This window comes from Pantoea sp. V106_11, assembly GCF_029967885.1.
Classification (GTDB): domain Bacteria; phylum Pseudomonadota; class Gammaproteobacteria; order Enterobacterales; family Enterobacteriaceae; genus Pantoea; species Pantoea ananatis.
This window is the reverse complement of record NZ_JASCAK010000037.1, coordinates 192,529-209,125: the sequence shown is the minus strand read 5'-3', so window position 1 is coordinate 209,125 and position 16,597 is coordinate 192,529. Positions and strand designations below refer to the sequence as shown.

Below are 16,597 nucleotides of genomic sequence, written 5' to 3'. Positions count from 1 at the left end.
CTTAGCATGCACAACGTGCACATCAGGTAAAATGGCTACAATTTGTTAACAATGACACATTTCGTCCTCGACTCGCTATCCTGAAATATGCTGTGATCGCTGTCTCTTAGTGATTTATACTTTTGCGTCTTTTACGACGTTTAATACACCGGGCTCTGCGCCACCGAACAGGATGCCGAAACGCGCCATGACAGGACATGCTTCCCCGATACTGACTTCGCTGCTGGATACGGATGCTTATAAGCTCCATATGCAGCAAGCCGTATTCCACCGTTACCATGATGTCACGGTGGCCGCGGAGTTTCGCTGCCGTAGCGACGAATTGCTGGGTTTTTATGCTGACGAGATCCGTACAGCCATTGACGCCATGCAGGCACTGGCGCTGACCGATGCTGAATATGCCTGGTTATCTGATCTGCCCTTCTTTGCTGATGACTACCTTAACTGGCTGCGAAATTTTCGCTACGACCCGCAGCAGGTAGAAGTTCGCAATCATCATGGCAAGCTGGCTATTCGTATCCAGGGCCCCTGGCGGGAAGTGATCATGTGGGAAGTCCCCCTGTTGGCCTTGATCAGTGAAGTGGTCCATCGCCACCGTACACCGGCCATCAGCAGCCAGCAGGCCGTGGATTTTCTGCATCAGAAACTCGCTACCTTTAAGACTCAGGTTGCCGACACTGACATGTCACGTTTTCGCCTGATGGATTTTGGTACCCGCCGCCGCTATTCCCAGGATGTGCAGGAATCGATCGTCAGCACGCTGAAACAGGATTTTCCCTGGCTGATGGGCACCAGTAACTACGACCTGGCCCGTCGCCTCGCACTCACGCCAGTGGGTACCCAGGCCCACGAGTGGTTCCAGGCTTTTCAGCAAATCAGTCCGGTACTGGCGAACAGTCAGCGCGCTGCCTTACAGGCCTGGCTGGATGAATATGACGACAAGCTGGGCATTGCACTCACGGACTGTATCGCCATGGATGCCTTCCTGCGCGATTTCGGCCCGGTGTTCGCCCGCCGTTACCAGGGGCTGCGCCACGATTCAGGTGACCCGGTTGAGTGGGGCGAAAAAGCGCTGGCCCATTATCAGAAGTTAGGTATTGATCCGCTCACGAAAATGCTGGTGTTCTCAGATAACCTCAATCTGGATAAATCGCTGGCGCTGTATCGCCACTTTGGTCAGCGTACCAACGTCGTCTTCGGCATCGGCACGCGCCTGACTTGTGATATTCCTGGCGTTACGCCGCTCAATATCGTGATTAAGCTGGTGCAATGTAATGGTAAGCCGGTCGCCAAGCTTTCCGACAGCCCAGGTAAAACCATTTGTCAGGATAAAGCGTTCGTTAAGGCCCTGAGAAAAGCCTTTGATCTGCCACTAGTTAAAAAAGCCAGCTAGCGTCTTTGTTATCGGGGCGTTATCGCGCCCCGCCTTCCTGCAATAAATCGGTTATTCCCCTGAATTTTGCTTGTTTCCTGTTGACTCACAAGTAACATAGCTACACCCCAGTCTGGGGAATTCATTCACACACTTCTTCTATATAGAGAGATATTTATGAGCGTAGTGCCTGTAGCGGATGTACTGCACGGTCGCGTCGCGGTTGACAGTGAAGTCACCGTACGTGGTTGGGTGCGTACCCGAAGAGATTCCAAAGCCGGTCTTTCCTTTATCGCTGTCTATGACGGCTCCTGCTTTAATCCCGTTCAGGCTGTCGTCAATAATTCTCTGAATAATTATCAGGACGAAGTGCTGCACCTGACCACCGGCTGTTCCGTCATCGTCACCGGTAAGGTCGTTGCATCTCCGGGTCAGGGTCAGGCATTCGAAATTCAGGCGACAAAGCTGGAGGTCGTGGGCTGGGTAGAAGATCCCGACAGCTACCCAATGGCGGCAAAACGTCACAGTATCGAATACCTGCGTGAGGTGGCCCACCTGCGTCCGCGTACCAACCTGATTGGCGCCGTGGCGCGCGTTCGTCATACCCTGGCCCAGGCGCTGCACCGCTTCTTCCATGAGAACGGCTACTTTTGGGTTTCCACGCCGCTGATCACCGCCTCTGACACTGAAGGGGCCGGTGAGATGTTCCGTGTTTCGACGCTGGACATGGAAAACCTGCCGCGCAACGAGCAGGGCAAAGTCGACTATTCGGAGGATTTCTTCGGGAAAGAGGCCTTCCTGACGGTTTCAGGGCAGTTGAACGGTGAAACCTACGCCAGCGCCTTGTCGAAAATCTACACCTTCGGCCCCACGTTCCGTGCGGAAAACTCCAATACCAGCCGCCATCTGGCAGAGTTCTGGATGCTGGAACCGGAAATCGCTTTCGCCTCATTAGACGATGCGGCAGCCCTGGCGGAAGCCATGCTCAAGTATGTCTTCAAAGCCGTGCTGGATGAGCGTGCAGACGATATGGCATTTTTTGCCGAGCGCGTAGACAACGATGCGATTAATCGCCTGGAGCGTTTTGTTACCACCGATTTCGCCCAGGTCGATTATACCGATGCCGTCGATATCCTGATGAACTGCGGGCAGACCTTTGAGAACCCGGTGTCGTGGGGCATCGATCTGTCCTCTGAACACGAACGTTATCTTGCCGAGAAGCATTTCAAAGCGCCTGTGGTAGTGAAAAACTATCCCAAGGACATTAAGGCGTTCTACATGCGCCTTAACGACGACGGGAAAACCGTGGCCGCGATGGATGTGTTAGCGCCGGGTATTGGTGAAATTATTGGCGGTTCTCAGCGTGAGGAACGTCTGGATGTGCTGGATGCGCGTCTGGAAGAGATGGGGCTGAAAAAAGAAGATTACTGGTGGTACCGCGATCTGCGTCGCTATGGCACCGTGCCACATTCAGGGTTTGGATTAGGTTTCGAACGTTTAATCGCCTATGTCACCGGCGTACAAAATGTAAGAGATGTTATCCCCTTCCCACGGACGCCACGCAACGCGAGCTTCTGATTTTCAGCATTAAATATAAGAAATTCATATATATATAGAGGTCGGCATCGCCGGCCTTTTTTTATTTTTGTAAATTTTGATATGACTCACAAAGTTCCGTTATTTTTACATCTTGTAATACATTTTTTATATTTGAAACAAGATTACGACTTTTGTAGCATTTTCGCAGTAGAATTACCCGATGGGGGATGGAAAGATGCGTGCAGACACAGGAGACACCAAACTTCTTTCAAGGTTCACGTAAAGTTTTCTTGACAGCAGTGGCAGGTGTCCAAATAACTCCAATGAGGGTAATAAATAATGATGAAGCGCAACATTCTGGCAGTGGTTATCCCTGCTCTGCTCGCCGCCGGCGCAGCCAACGCAGCAGAAGTTTATAACAAAGACGGCAACAAGCTGGACCTGTACGGTAAAGCTGATGCACGTCATACTTTTTCTGATAACGCTGGCGACGATGGCGATCAGACTTATGTTCGCTTCGGTTTCAAAGGTGAAACCCAGATTAATGACCAGATGACCGGTTACGGTCAGTGGGAATACAACGTTCAGGCGAACAATTCTGAAGGTTCTGATGCTCAGAGCGGCAACAAAACCCGTCTGGGCTTCGCTGGTCTGAAATTCGGTGATGCAGGTTCAATCGACTACGGCCGTAACTACGGTGTGGTTTATGATGCAATCGGCTGGACCGATATGCTGCCCGTATTCGGTGGTGACTCAGGTTATTCTGATAACTTCATGAACGGTCGTAGCACCGGTCTGCTGACCTACCGCAACACCAACTTTTTTGGTCTGGTGGATGGTTGGAACTTTGCGCTTCAGTATCAGGGCAAAAATGACCGCACTGATACCCGCCGTGCAAACGGTGATGGCTACGGTATTTCAACCTCTTACACCTCTCCAATCGGTGTAGGTATCGTTGGTGCTTACAGCAGCAGCGATCGTACTAATACCCAGTCAGACGGTTCCGTAAGTAACAACAACGCTGTCACCGCTCGTGGCGCAGGCGTTGGTGCTGGTAAGCATGCAGAAAACTGGGCAACGGCTCTGAAATATGACGCTAACAACGTTTACCTGGCAGCAATGTACGGTGAAACCCGTAACTCTACGCCAATTACCGGTGTGTTCAACGTTAATGGTCAAACATTTAGCGGTGATGCATTCGCTAACAAAACACAAGAAATTGAACTGGTCGCACAGTATCAATTCGACTTCGGTCTGCGTCCATCTCTGGCCTACGTTCAGTCTAAAGGCAAAGACATCGAAGGTATCGGTGATGCTGATATCTACAAATACTTCGATGTGGGCGCAACCTACTACTTCAACAAAAACATGGCCACCTACGTTGATTACAAAATCAACCAGCTGGACAAAAACAACCCACTCGGCATTCCTAACGATGACGTAGTTGGTGTTGGTCTGGTTTACCAGTTCTAAGTTTTGTTGCTACAGTACAAAAAACGGAGCCTCGGCTCCGTTTTTTATTGCCCTTTCCTAGCGCTCAGCCCCGCGCTATCCCACTGTTAACATAAGAACGGGTAATTCTGTCGCACAGACGATGAATTTTATCGCAAACGGTTGGCATTTCGCCGTGCTGACGTTAACCTGATGGTTCATTTGCTAAAGTTCACGCTACTGGACCCGACTCATGTTTGAATCGATCTCTGCTGCACCCGCTGACCCCATTCTTGGCCTGGCCGATCTCTTTCGCGCCGACGACCGCCCCAATAAAATCAATCTCGGTATTGGTGTTTACAAAGATGAAACCGGAAAAACCCCGGTGCTCACCAGCGTTAAGAAAGCAGAACAGTACCTGCTTGAACACGAAACCAGCAAAAATTACCTGAGCATTGACGGTCTGCCAGATTTCGCGCACTGCACGCAGGAATTGTTATTTGGTCAAGGCAATGCCCTGATCGCGGCGGGCAGAGCCCGCACGGCACAGACGCCGGGCGGTACAGGCGCACTGCGCGTCGCCGCGGATTTCCTGTCTACTCAGACGTCCGTTAAGCGCGTGTGGGTGAGCAACCCGAGCTGGCCGAACCACAAAAACGTGTTTAATGCCGCCGGGCTTGAGGTATGCGAATACCAGTACTATGACGCAGCAAACCATACCCTGGATTTTGACGGCATGCTGGCCTCACTGAAAGAGGTGAAAGCCGGTGATGTGGTGCTGTTCCATGGCTGCTGCCATAACCCGACCGGTATCGATCCTACTGCAGAGCAGTGGCAACAGCTGGCACAGCTCTCTCTGGCTAACGGCTGGCTGCCCCTGTTTGACTTTGCCTACCAGGGCTTTGCCCGTGGTCTGGAAGAGGATGCTGAAGGTCTGCGCATTTTTGCGGCCAGCCATCAGGAACTGATTGTCGCCAGTTCTTATTCCAAGAACTTCGGCCTGTATAACGAACGTGTGGGTGCGATTACGCTGGTTGCGGGCGATGCCGCGACGGCCGACACCGCATTCAGCCAGGTGAAATACACCATCCGCGCCAACTATTCTAACCCGCCGTCACACGGTGCGGCCGTGGTGGCCACGATTCTGGGCAACGACGCGCTCCGCACTATCTGGCAGCAAGAGCTGTCTGATATGCGTCAGCGTATCCAGCGCATGCGCCAACTGTTTGTGAACACCCTGGCGGATAAAGGTGCGCAGCAGGACTTCAGCTTTATCATCAAGCAGAATGGCATGTTCTCGTTCAGTGGGCTGACCAAAGATCAGGTCATTCGCCTGCGCGAGGAGTTTGGGGTTTATGCGGTTAATTCAGGCCGCGTAAACGTTGCCGGTATGACACCAGATAATATGTCTGCACTGTGCGAGGCGATTGTCGCCGTACTCTAAGCGCATCGCGTATAAAAAAATGGGCCACTCTGGCCCATTTTTTTATTGCAGGAAAGGATTGGTCAGACGTTCACGGCCCAGCGTTGACACAGGCCCGTGACCGGGTAAAAACGTCACATCGTCGCCGAGCGGCAGCAGCTTATTATTTATCGCATCGATGAGATGTTGATGATTACCCTGCGGGAAGTCGGTACGCCCGACGCCGCCGCTAAAGATCACATCACCTGAGACCAGTAAGCGGCCTTTGGCATCAAAAAATACAATGTGCCCCGGCGTATGTCCGGGACAGTGCAGCACATCAAGCGTGACCTGACCAACCTGAACGGTATCCCCCTCCTCCAGCCAGCGATCCGGCGTCAACGGGGCACAATATTCCAGCCCAAACATTTGGCTTTGAGTAGGTAAGGATTCCAGCCAGAAAGCATCCTGCTTTTGCGGGCCGACCAGCGGCACCTGCCAGAATGCAGCCAGTTCTGCCGCTGCCCCAACATGATCGAGGTGACCATGCGTAAGCAGAATCTGTGCAGGCTTCAAATCAAGCTGCGCCAGCGTTTGCCTGATGGTATCGGCATCGCCACCCGGGTCCACCAGGGCCGATTCACGCGTGGTTTCGCACCAGATAACCGAACAGTTCTGGGCGAAGGCGGTGACGGGGATAATGTGATAATTCATAACGCTCCATGGTCGGCACCCGCAGCGTTGCCGACGTTACTACCAGTGCCTGACGGGACCGGTATCAATATGTACAAAGTTGCTGCTGGGATAATATCCTACACCACCGGCACGCATTTTTAATGCGGCTTTGCGAACATTCGCCAGCGTCACCCCTTCAATGTGGAAATCCATCGCCTGGCCTTTGGTGTGATAACTGTGTTTTGCCACACCGGGCCCGGATTCCCGCAGCATATTGTTCGTCGCCAGTGAGCGATAGCCGGAGACGAGCTGGACGGGTTTGCGCGTTTCTAACAGCGCCTGAAGGCGATAGAGCTGGTCAAATAAGTGGGGATCGATACTTTTGGTTTTATTGGCACGGTAGTCGCGGAAAAAGTGGTTCAGGCGTGACAATTCACTTTTGTCGTAACTTTTACCGTTAAAGAATTCCGTTTTAAGGGTTTCACCAGTGTGAAGATTATTGAGCGTTAATATCCGCGGGCGTGAAGTGGAGAGTGATGCCATCGCGGTCTCTGGCAGTAAGGCCAGGCCGGCAGCGGCACTTCCGCAAAGCAGCAGTTTGCGACGTAAAGAATCGATTGTAGACATGGAGCGGTTTACCTGAAAGCAGAGTCAAAGACATGTGCAAAAAACGTACTGGCGAACCATAACTTTATGGCGGTAGCACGTCAACCCATTATGGGCAAGTTTGGAAGGCGGCTCCGGATAAAGCCGCCTGAATGACAGGACTGAATAACGGACATACCGTACGACTAACGATTGAAAATCAACTATTAGAGTAATAACTGCTGCGCACGGCTTAAGACCTGGCTCGCCGAACGCGCCGTATTATCATAATTGTAAATATCTGTACGGAACTGCGTTTTGCCGTCATCCGCAACCCAGGCCGTTAAATAATACAAGTTAACCGGGATGCGATGCCGAATGGGTACATAGCGCGTATCGCCCTGCTTGAGCGTGTCAGAGATACGCGCGTCATTCCAGCCGACATCCTGCAACAAAATACCGGCCAGTTCCGAAGCTTTATTCACGCGCACGCAGCCCGAGCTGAGCGCACGAATATCGCGCTGAAACAGATTGTGGTTCGGCGTGTCATGCAGATAAATCGCATCCGAGCTTGGCATATTAAACTTATAGCGACCGAGTGAATTGGTTTGCCCCGGTGCCTGACGTATGCGGTAAGGGAAGGATGAGGCTGACACCATACTCCAGTCAATCATGCTGGGATCGATGACTTCGGAATCGGCGCTCCAGCCAGACAGCAGCGTGTATCCATGTTTATACAGATAGGTTGGGTCCTGTTTCACCTTAGGAATAATGTCCTGACGCACCAGATTGGTCGGCACATTCCAGGGCGGATTCAACACCACATTATTTAGTGCGCTTCGCATCAACGGCGTTTTACGATCTGGTCGTCCCACGATGACCCGGGAGGACAGCACTTTAGTGCCGTTGTTGTAATAATTCAGCGAATAGTTGGGGATGTTCACCATAATGCCGTTGTGCATATCATCCGGCAGCAAACGCAGCCGCTGGATATTCAGCGCCAGCAAGGCCGCACGCTGTTGAGGAGAGACATTCAGCCATTCCCGTGTACGCAGGCCAATCGCCCCATCGGCGTCCAGCCCCTGCCACTGTTGAAAGCGTTTTACCGCCGCGACCAGCTCATCGTTATAAACATTCACACTGCCGGGCGCAGCGGGAGCATTCTGGACGTTACCCTGAACACCGGGTGCCGCAGCAGGTATATCGTTAACCGTGACTGCCGAAGGGCTGACGGCGACAGGCTGCTCGCTGTGGCTGACGGCAACGGGTGCGGTGGGAACGACATCCTCATTGGGCGCGGGTGCGGTTACCTGTGCACTCAGCATGCCGCTGCGGCGAAGAATTTCCCGCAACGCCGGCACATCGTCACTGACCTGTCCAGGTCGTAACGTGTCGCGATTTTTAATTTGTGGCCAGGGTTGTTTATCTTCAAGCAGGCTTTTCAGGGCCTTATGCATGAGTGGATACTGCGGATGCTGCGGCACCAGTGAATTAACAAACGCCGCCGAACTGCCCGCATTGACGGCATTTTGCCAGGCATTGATCACGGATACAGAAGGCACAGCCAGCTTGTAGGGCGTGGTGCTGTACAGCCAGATTTCTCCCTGAGCAGGCACCGAGGAGACAAACTGCAAATAGCCCAGCATCGCATCAGACAACGTGACATCACGGGCAAAGCCTGTGATGTCAGGATCGGTCAGGCGATCGACCCAGCGGGTAAACTGCGGCTGCACCCCGGAGAGGGCAACCTCCGCCAGCTGCTGCTGAAATTTCTGTACGGCTTCATGATCCTGCCAGATCGGCTGCATGTTACGCGCGGCGTAGAGCGCGGCCAGAGAAGCACCGTAAAAAGGCTGGCTGTCGCCTGAAAACGCCTGGCGAATCTTCTGCTGACTCTCACTGACGGATGTGGTGGCGTACGCCGCGTGCGTACCGGGCATCGCGGCGATGATCGCAGCCTGAGCCATTGCACAGGGAATGAGCGTGAGCGCTAGCGTCAGCCACGAACTAACCTGATGAATTTTGAAGCGTTTATACAGTAACATCCCTGCCCCCTTCATTGATCTACCGCGCAGCCTGTCAGGAAACAACTGCGATCGGGCTGTTACTCATATTATTGAGTATACAAATAAAAACGGCATTTGCCTCCTGTGACAAATGCCGTTACCAGATTAACTAATGGCGCTGTTTTTGACTATCTCTGCATCGTGAATATTATGTCGTGGTTTCACTCGCCGGATCGGCTTCGCTGCTGCGTTTCACGGGCAGTGGATCGGCCGCGAAGCCCCGCAATCCTACCACGTGAACGTGCTCGGTGTTGTTAAACACTTTACGCATCAGTTTATAGGTGGTGCCCTTCTCCGGACTGATATTTTCTGGCGCCGCGATCACCAGCTGCATCTCCAGTCGCTCACAGAGTTCAAACAGGGTCGCGATTGAGCGCGCATCCAGACGTGCGGCTTCATCCAGGAACAGCAGACGGCAAGGCGAAATATCTTTACCGCGCAGGCGACGTGATTCCTCTTCCCAGCTCTGCACCACCATGACAAGAATTGACATCCCCGTACCAATGGCCTCACCGGTGGAAAGCGCGCCACTTTCGGCACGCAACCAGCCATCTGAACCCCGGTTGACCTCGACTTCCATCTCAAGGTAGTTACGGTAATCCAGTAGCTCTTCACCGATGGTTTGTGGTGTACGCTGCCCCATATCAATATGCGGATTCAGACGCTGGTAGAGTTTAGCCAGCGCTTCCGAGAACGTGAGTCGGTTGCTGTTAAACAGATCCTGATGCTGTTCGTGCTCTTCAGACAAGGTGTCCAGCAGCATGGCATGCGTTTCGCGCACGTTGACGTTTAGCCGGACGCTGCGCACCTGACCAAAGCTCACGGTTTGCAGCCCCTGATTCAGTTGGCGGATACGGTTCTGTTCACGCTGAATCGTTTTACGAATAATATTCGCGACGCTGCGTGAACTGATAGCCAGGGTCTGCTCGCGGGCCGTCAGCTCTTCCGTCAGTCGATTGAGTTCAATCTCCATCTGCTCGATGGCTTCAACCGGATCGTCCGTGCGAATGATATCCTGGCGGATACGTTCGCGCAGATGTTGATACACGGCGATGAAAAACTGAATCTTACGTTCCGGGCGTTTCGGATCTTCAGACAAACGCAGCACATCGCGCAGATGTTCGTTATCGGCCACCGCCAGGCGCAGTGCGCCCAGTGCCTTATCCGACATGGAACGCAGTTCATCGCCACTGAGATAAGCCAGTTCACGACGATGCAGACGACGTTCAACACCATTATCTTTCACCAGACGCAGCACCAGGCACCAGCCCGCCTTAGCACTCACCACCTGTTCACGGTTCTGGTAATAATTACGTTCAAGCTGGCGCAGTTTTTTCTGCAGGTTGTCCATTTCTGCTTCGCAGAAAGTGAGCTGTTTCTCCAGCTGATTACGGCGGGCGCGGTTGTGACTTAACGCCGTATAAAGTTCATCGCGGCGGATACGCGCGCGTTCTTCCGCGCTGGCATCGGCCTGAACACCGATATCCTGCATTTCCTGCTGCAGCTCTTTCAGCATATCGCGCTTGGCATCATAGGCGCTTTTAAGCGATGCCAGCACCTGAGAATATTGCGTCAGCTGCGACTGATGGGCGCGCAAACGCTCACGACAGCGGCTGCGCTCGGCTTCTGCCTGCTCCAGCCTTTGACGCAGTTTGTCGCTGAGATCGTTGTTGCCGCCCAGCATGCTGGCAGAGTCGTCATAGCCGAAATGCGCACGGCGCTGCACCACTTCGGTCAGGGCAAACGCCTGCTGACGCGCGTTACGTTGCTGTTGCTGCGCCTGCTGGTAATCCGCCTGCAACTGCTCATGCTGTTCAGGATCGCTTTGCAGTACCGCAAGCATCGGCTCCAGTCTGGCCAGTTTTGCGCCATGTAAATGGAGGAAACGCGCGGCCTCCTGTGCCTCTTCAACCTGCTCGCGAATCTCCTCACAGCGATCCGCCAGCGTCTCATCCCGCAGCAGACTGATGCGCGGCAGCAGGCGATTAAGCTGTGCAACGCCCTCTTTGGCCAGTTCATACTGTTGACGCTGTTGCTGATTATTACTTTCATGCTGATTGAGCGCACGTTCCAGCTCACCGCGACGGGCGCCGAGCTGACGGATTTGCGCTTCTGGGTCATCATCAAAGGCCACCGCAAGATGGCTGCCGATAAAGCGACTAAATGACTGATGCAGACGTTGCGTCTTTTGTACGTCAAACGACAAGGTGGCGTAACGTTCCGCCAGCCGGTCGCGCTCGTTATTGAGTAATTCAAGCTGGTTTTCGCGCGCCGCCCGACCAAACAGCGGGATTTTCGGGAAGCGGGAATAGCGCCACTGACGCTCGGCGACTTTTACCACGACGGCGTTCTGTAGCTCGTCTACGCTAAACACGCTGTCATCAAACGACTGCGGATCCCCTTCGATCAGGTACAGATCTTCCGGACACTCTTCTAAGCCATCGAGTTGCTCGCGCACCAGCGACAGATCGGGTACGACAATGGCGTGGCGCGATGGGCCGTACAAGGCAGAAAAGTAAGGCGCATCGTCCAGCGTTACGTCATCATAAATTTCCGACAACAGTACGCCGCCAAATCGCTCAGCCAGCTGATTCAGGCGAGGATCTTCGGCACCGCCCGGTTGGCTGAGGCGTTCAATCTGCTGCTCAATTTCACGCTTGCGGGCTGCGACTTCGTCACGCTCAACGGTGGTTTCACGCTCGCGCTCCAGCAGCTGCTGCATGTATTCCGTCACATCCTGACTGTTGGCCAGGTCCTGACCGGTTTGCTCACTGAGCTGAGTCAGGATTTCTTGCGCGGCCAGCCAGTGCGGCGCGCGCGCGGTCAGCGCGGTGATACGTTCGCGCAGTTGCTCAAGTTCCTGACGCATCATCATGCGCTGTTCGCCCGCGTCTGCCACGCTGCTGTTCAGCTGCTCGATTTGCGCTTCAAGCTCACGCTGAAGGCCTTCCAGCGCGTCAGGATCGTAGTGCTGCCCCTGACGTTTACAGAACTCTGCCAGCAGACGCTCGGCTTCCTGCTGCTCACGCAGGCGCTGTTCGAGTTCATTCAGGCGCAGGCGCAGGGAGGAAAGCTGATCGGCATGGTGACGTTGATTGCTGGCATCGCGCAGCAGATCGCGCCCGACCTGCCAGGCTTCTTTGCGGCTAACCTCACCGGCAATGCTGGTGACCAGTGATAACGCCTGTTCAAACTGGCTGTGGGCGGCTTCTGCTACGCTCAGCTTCTGCTCCAGATTCAGCAGTTGCCCGGTGGCTTCTTCTTCTTTGGCCTGGAAACTGGCCTGCCATTCGGCGGCATTATCGATGGTTAAGTCTGGCAACTGACAAAGCGTGCGGGCGCGTTCCAGCGCCTGTAATGCCTGTTGATACTGAATAGCACGGGTTTGCTGCACATCCAGCGCCTGCTGAAAATCGGCCAACTGGCTCTTCAGCTCATCCACTTCCAGTTCTGCGGCTTCGGCACGGGCCTCATTTTCTTCCTGGATTTCGCGCGCTTCAGCAACGACTTCGCTCTGCTCTTCCAGACGGATCGTAAGATCTTCAATATCGCTGTCATAGCGCGTAATTTTTTCCTGCTGGCGCATCGCCGTCTGCACCAGATTCAGGTGATCGCTCGCCGCCTGATAATCGACTTCGAGATCGTTTTCCGCCCCGCTATGTTCGGCCAGCTCGCGCGCCATCTCTACATGGCGGTACTGTTCAGAAGCCAGCTGTTTGCGACCGCTGAGCAGCTCATTGCGCAGCTGTAAGGCGCTGTCGAGGTGGATGCGTCGCTCGTTGGCATGACGCATATAATCCGCCGACACATAGCTGGTGGCCTCAGAAATAAGGTGCTTAAACAGGTCACGATCCGACTGGGTGACGCGGATCGCTTCCAGCGTCATACGGTTCTCGCGCAGCGCCGCTTCCATGTCCTGAAAGGCTTTACGCACGCCGCTGTTTTCCGGCAACAGATAATCACGTAGCGAGCGGGTAATCGCACTGGAGATACCGCCGTAAAGAGAGGCTTCAATCAGGCGGTAAAACTTGCTGCGATCGCTGGCCGAACGCAGACGACGCGGGACAACGCCGAGATCAAACATCATGGCGTGATAGTCGGTGACCGAGCTGTACTGACGGAACTGCACGCCTTCCAGCGCCTCAACGCGTTCTTTTACCTCATTAAGCGGTAACACGCGCGCCTGACGGCTGTTGAGGATTTCCGTCAGCATATCAGTAGGCAGCGTATCTGTAGGTAAACCATGAATACTGAAAGGTTTGATATCGACTTTCTTATCGCGTCCGGCGATCTGCTGCAGTCTGACGCCCGCCACCACGCGTTGGTGACGTGAATTGACGACGTCCAGCATGGCATAGCAAACACCGGCACGGAGTTTACCGTGCAGGCCTTTATCACGTGAGCCTGAGGTCGCACCCGCTTCGGTCGTGTTACGGAAGTGCAGCAGCGTTAAGTCAGGGATCAGCGCCGTTACAAAGGCCGCCATGGTGGTTGACTTGCCTGCCCCGTTACCGCCCGACAGCGTGGTGACCAGTTCATCGAGATCAAAGGTTCGGGCAAAAAAACCGTTCCAGTTGATCAGCGTTAGCGAACGAAATTTGCCGCGTTCAATCATGCCTGTTCTTCCTCCGCGATATCACCCGCATCGCTGTCATTCTCATCACTGTCATCAGCCTCAGTCGTGGCCGTGGCGTTATCCAGCAACATTGCCTCACCGTCACGAATCAGGCGCAGCTGCGCTTCCCGCGGATCGTCACCGCTGCGCACATCGGCGCCGAAGCGAAAAACGGACTCGATAATACGGAACTTGCTGCTGTCGTTGCCAAAAAACCACACCATGCCAAGACGGCGCAGGCGGCTTAAAGACGCACGCATTTTTTCCTGCAGCTTGGCGCGATCGAGATCTGAGCCGGTTGAGCGCTGATTAACCAGTTTCAGCAGTTTACTTTCATCCGCCAGAGACAGCAGCTCGTCATAAAGTTCCTGCTGGGTAAAAATGCCTTCATTCGCCAGGCGTTCCGGGCTGAGATAGAGATAGCAAAGGATTTTACCGACCATCATATCCAGCTCAGACAGGACAGAACGGGGAATGAGCGTGGTTGAACGCGGACGCAGATAGAAGAATCCCTCTGGCGCGCGAATCAGCTCAACGTTGTAGCGGGTGTAAAACTCTTCCAGATACTGCTGGTAATCCATCAGAAAAGCATGATTGTCCAGCTCTTCGATACCAATGTGGCGTCCGGCGCGTAACTGGCTGTCCAGCGCCGGAAAAATCGGATTTGCCAGTGCCTGTGCCAGTTTAACCGGCATCACTTGTTCAATATTTGTCGATGACATGTGCCTGCACCTTGGCTCCGTAATCATTAATGGCTTGCCATTCCACAGGCAAACCGGCTAAATCGGCTTCCGCTACGCCGAGCCGCACGGCCTGATCCACCACAATACGCGCCAGGTCAAAGTGACGCGCGCGTGGATATTGAGCCAGATAGTCGCGCATCACAGCGGCGAGGTTGAGCGGTTTTTGCTGCGTTTTATAAATCTCTAAGGCTTCTTCAATCATGGCCGCCAGCTGCTCGCGAATTTCATTGAATTCTTCAAACTCCAGCTCGGCCGGCAATTCGCCCATAACTTCGTCATTGCGCAGCGTCAGTTCGTCGTCACGCATATCGTACAGACGTTCGGCGTTGGCATAGGTGAGCGCCCAGGGCGCATCAAAATAGTTCTGCACAGAAACACGCAAACGCTGGGCGAAAACGCGGTTTTTGTCCATATCGATGGCGGTACGAATGAATTTGTGCACGTGGCGATCGTAGCCAATCCAGAGATCGATGGCCTGTTGCCCCCAACTGGTAATGCGATCGAGTTTGCTTTGCAAATCGAAAACCAGTTTGTCGACAAAACCCAGATCCGGGCTGTCCAGCGTGGCATCCTGAATGCGCAGCAGATTTTCCTGCAGCTTATCGCCCGCCGCCTCCAGCGTATCCTGCAGTTCACGCAGCGTACCTGAGGTTTCCGACAGCAACATTTCACAGCTCGAAATCGCGGCTCGCCAGTCTTTGTTCAGCAGTTCGGCAATATCCGTCTTAACCGCCTGCTGTTGCTCATCCATCAGGCGCTGCGTCATATCGATACTGTCGAAAATTTCGGCCACCGAATATTTCAGCGGCGCGAACACGTTGCGGTGCCAGTGAAATTCATCGCCGTTTTCCTGAGCCGCATCCGCGGCGCGCTTCAGCTCCGCCGCCACGATAGAAAGCTGCATTGACAGGCGCAGCGTGGAGAATTCCCTCTGGCGAATATAGTAATCAGTGATGCCAATGGCCAACGGGGTCAGGCGATAAATCGCATTGCCCTCGGTTAACTCACTGGTAAAGCGGTTTAACAGGCGCTGGCGCACCATATCGTTGATGGCGTTGTTGGCGCGTACCAACACCGTTTCACTGGTTTGCTCAAAGGCTTTGCTGACGTGACGAAACGCATCAATCAGGTCACCTTCGCTCATTTCACCGTCCATGCGTTCGCCATTTAGCGTGGCGATGGCCAGCAAAAAAGCCAGACGTTCAACTGGCAGCGCAAGCGAGAAGTCATTCTTGCGCGCCCAGGATACCAGCTCCGGTACCGTCTGGGAAAATTCACTCATAATTCGTCCTTCTGCCCGGGTTTGCGCGCGGTCACGTGGATGTAACGCCCTAAGCTTAAAAAGGGTTCCTGGCGGCAAAAGCGCCGCTCCATCTCAATAATTTCGTCGTCGCTCTTTGGCTCGCCTTTAGGCGGCTTCATATAATCGCTGAATACGCGAATCCCGGCACGCCGTTCAATCTGAAAACCACAGTTCTCCAGCCAACGATACACGTCATCGGGATCGCGGGGATAGTCCGGTGACAGCGTGCGCTTCTTGCGTTTGGTCAAGTTAGTGCGCAGATAACCAAAGTTGCCCAGCGTCAGGGTGCGTAATGTTAACCCATGCAGGTTGTAAAACATCAACGACAGCACGCCGCCGGGGCGCAGTGTATCAAACAAGGCTTTTAACACCGCTTCAGGTTCCGCAACCCACTCAAGCACAGCGTGAAACAATACCAGATCCACCGGCTTATCCAAATGTTCACCGACCTGCTGCGCGCTAATTTGTTTGAATTGCATGTTGTGGCTCACACCCAGCGCATCCGCATTTTCCTGGGCACGGCGTAACATCTCTCCGGAAAGATCGCACAGCAGTATCTGGTGGCCCCGCCCAGCCAGCCCGCTGGACATCTGACCGATGCCGCCGCCCGCATCCAGTACGTTCAGCGCGGAGGATGACAGGCTGGGAAGAATCGTTTCCAGCTCATCCCATAAGATGGCCTGACGCACCAGGCCTTTGGTTGTGCCGTAAATGTTTTGCGAAAATTTATCCGCGAGATCGTCAAAGTTACGATCCTGCATGGCGTGGGCTCCGGTATGCTGCGGTGAAACATATGCTATTTTGTCACAGGTACGGTAAGAATGAAGCTTTGATACCATTCTTGCGCTCTGGCTGCTGTTTTTTCG

The 16,597-nt window shown here is 53.9% G+C and carries 11 protein-coding genes; 4 read left to right on the top strand and 7 right to left on the bottom strand.

Annotated features, from left to right (window positions below):
- Positions 1-187: 187 nt before the first annotated feature.
- The 4 genes from pncB (at position 188) to QLG08_RS19765 (ending at position 5,786) form a co-directional block, all read left to right on the top strand.
- On the top strand, positions 188-1,393 hold the full coding sequence (gene pncB, locus QLG08_RS19780; RefSeq protein WP_024470935.1) for a nicotinate phosphoribosyltransferase: 1,206 nt from the start codon (positions 188-190) through the stop codon (positions 1,391-1,393).
- Positions 1,394-1,549: 156 nt separating this feature from the next.
- Entirely contained in the window at positions 1,550-2,950 is a 1,401-nt protein-coding gene (asnS, locus tag QLG08_RS19775) for an asparagine--tRNA ligase (protein ID WP_072137920.1), read from the top strand.
- A 300-nt stretch (positions 2,951-3,250) separates the two neighbouring features.
- Complete coding sequence (gene ompF / locus QLG08_RS19770) at positions 3,251-4,384, top strand: porin OmpF (RefSeq protein ID WP_047715533.1); 1,134 nt, start codon at positions 3,251-3,253, stop codon at positions 4,382-4,384.
- 211 nt (positions 4,385-4,595) lie between these two features.
- Positions 4,596-5,786: an amino acid aminotransferase gene (locus QLG08_RS19765; RefSeq protein ID WP_013025256.1), complete on the top strand. Its 1,191-nt coding sequence runs from the start codon at positions 4,596-4,598 to the stop codon at positions 5,784-5,786.
- A gap of 42 nt (positions 5,787-5,828) precedes the next feature.
- On the opposite strand, the gene QLG08_RS19760 is transcribed toward QLG08_RS19765, so the two are convergent.
- From QLG08_RS19760 to cmoM, 7 genes are all read right to left on the bottom strand, one after another.
- The gene (locus QLG08_RS19760; protein ID WP_014593331.1) at positions 5,829-6,458 is read right to left on the bottom strand and encodes an MBL fold metallo-hydrolase; all 630 of its coding nucleotides are present in this window, start codon (positions 6,456-6,458) and stop codon (positions 5,829-5,831) included.
- A 39-nt stretch (positions 6,459-6,497) separates the two neighbouring features.
- Positions 6,498-7,046, bottom strand: coding sequence for a YcbK family protein (locus tag QLG08_RS19755; RefSeq protein WP_013025254.1), 549 nt, complete (start codon positions 7,044-7,046; stop codon positions 6,498-6,500).
- Between the two features lie 185 nt (positions 7,047-7,231).
- Positions 7,232-9,049, bottom strand: a complete 1,818-nt coding sequence (ldtD, locus tag QLG08_RS19750; RefSeq protein ID WP_089517458.1) for a L,D-transpeptidase — start codon at positions 9,047-9,049, stop codon at positions 7,232-7,234.
- Between the two features lie 169 nt (positions 9,050-9,218).
- Positions 9,219-13,685 (bottom strand): chromosome partition protein MukB, encoded by a 4,467-nt coding sequence (gene mukB / locus QLG08_RS19745; protein ID WP_022623636.1) that lies wholly within the window; start codon positions 13,683-13,685, stop codon positions 9,219-9,221.
- Complete coding sequence (gene mukE, locus QLG08_RS19740) at positions 13,682-14,407, bottom strand: chromosome partition protein MukE (protein ID WP_014606188.1); 726 nt, start codon at positions 14,405-14,407, stop codon at positions 13,682-13,684. Before mukE ends, mukB begins: the two co-directional genes overlap by 4 nt.
- Positions 14,388-15,710: a chromosome partition protein MukF gene (gene mukF, locus QLG08_RS19735; RefSeq protein WP_013025250.1), complete on the bottom strand. Its 1,323-nt coding sequence runs from the start codon at positions 15,708-15,710 to the stop codon at positions 14,388-14,390. Before mukF ends, mukE begins: the two co-directional genes overlap by 20 nt.
- Positions 15,707-16,492, bottom strand: a complete 786-nt coding sequence (gene cmoM, locus QLG08_RS19730; protein WP_014606189.1) for a tRNA uridine 5-oxyacetic acid(34) methyltransferase CmoM — start codon at positions 16,490-16,492, stop codon at positions 15,707-15,709. The genes mukF and cmoM overlap by 4 nt, the downstream gene beginning before the upstream one ends.
- Between the last annotated feature and the right edge of the window lie 105 nt (positions 16,493-16,597).